Below are 1,492 nucleotides of genomic sequence, written 5' to 3' on the forward strand. Positions count from 1 at the left end.
TGGTAGGGGAGCGTTGTGTACGGGGTGAAACATGAGCGGAAGCGCGTGTGGACTGTACAGAAGTGAGAATGCCGGAATGAGTAGCGCGATTTATGTGAGAATCATAAAGGCCGAAAGCCTAAGGTTTCTGGAGGAAGGTTCGTCCGCTCCAGGTAAGTCGGGAGCTAAGGTGAGGCCGAGAGGCGTAGCCGATGCACATACGGTAGAAATTCCGTAACCGTCGAAGTATTTAAGCAAAGGGACACTGAGGAAGTGTATGACCCGGGCGATGGTAGCCCCGGGCGAAAGGGACCGAAATTTAGTAGGGAAGCATGCATGGAAACAGGCGAGAAAAGCTTTGTGAATATACAAGATGCCCGTACCGCAAACCGACACAGGTAGGTAGGATGAGAATTCTAAGGCCAACGGGAGAAGTGTTGTTAAGGAACTCGGCAAGTTGACCCCGTAACTTCGGGAGAAGGGGTGCTCACGAGAGTGAGCCGCAGAGAATAGGTCCAGGCGACTGTTTAGCAAAAACACAGCTCTATGCTAAATCGGAAGATGATGTATATGGGGTGACGCCTGCCCGGTGCTGGAAGGTTAAGAGGAGGAGTGAGAGCCCCGAATCGAAGCCCCAGTAAACGGCGGCCGTAACTATAACGGTCCTAAGGTAGCGAAATTCCTTGTCAGGTAAGTTCTGACCCGCACGAATGGCGTAACGATCTGGACACTGTCTCAACAGCACGCCCGGCGAAATTGTAGTACCGGTGAAGATGCCGGTTACCCGCGACAAGACGGAAAGACCCCATGGAGCTTCACTGCAGCTTAATATTGGATTTCGGTATTTCATGTACAGCATAGGTGGGAGGCTGAGAAACTAGGACGCCAGTCTTAGCGGAGCCGCCGTTGGGATACCACTCTTGAAGTGCTGAAATTCTAACCTGGAGCCATGAAACTGGCTCGGGGACATTGTTAGGTGGGCAGTTTGACTGGGGCGGTCGCCTCCAAAAAGGTAACGGAGGCGCTCAAAGGTTGGCTCAGCATGGATGGAAACCATGCAAAAGAGTGTAAACGCAGAAGCCAGCCTAACTGCGAGACGGACAGGTCGAGCAGTAACGAAAGTTGGAGTTAGTGATCCGGTGGTATGTGAGTGGAAATGCCATCGCTCAACGGATAAAAGCTACCCTGGGGATAACAGGCTGATCTCCCCCAAGAGTCCACATCGTCGGGGAGGTTTGGCACCTCGATGTCGGCTCATCGCATCCTGGGGCTGTATTCGGTCCCAAGGGTTTGGCTGTTCGCCAATTAAAGCGGTACGCGAGCTGGGTTCAGAACGTCGTGAGACAGTTCGGTCCCTATCTGTCGTGGGCGCAGGATATTTGAGTGGAGCTGTCCCTAGTACGAGAGGACCGGGATGGACGCACCTCTGGTGCACCAGTTGTCACGCCAGTGGCACAGCTGGGCAGCTAAGTGCGGATCGGATAAACGCTGAAAGCATCTAAGCATGAAGCCG

The 1,492-nt window shown here is 53.4% G+C and carries 1 rRNA gene; it reads left to right on the forward strand.

Annotated features, from left to right (window positions below):
- Positions 1-1,492: ribosomal RNA gene (locus H9X81_RS11505) — 23S ribosomal RNA — on the forward strand; the annotation flags it as partial.

Origin of the sequence: Hydrogenoanaerobacterium saccharovorans (genome assembly GCF_016901815.1) — a bacterium.
Lineage (GTDB): Bacteria > Bacillota > Clostridia > Oscillospirales > Ruminococcaceae > Avimicrobium > Avimicrobium caecorum.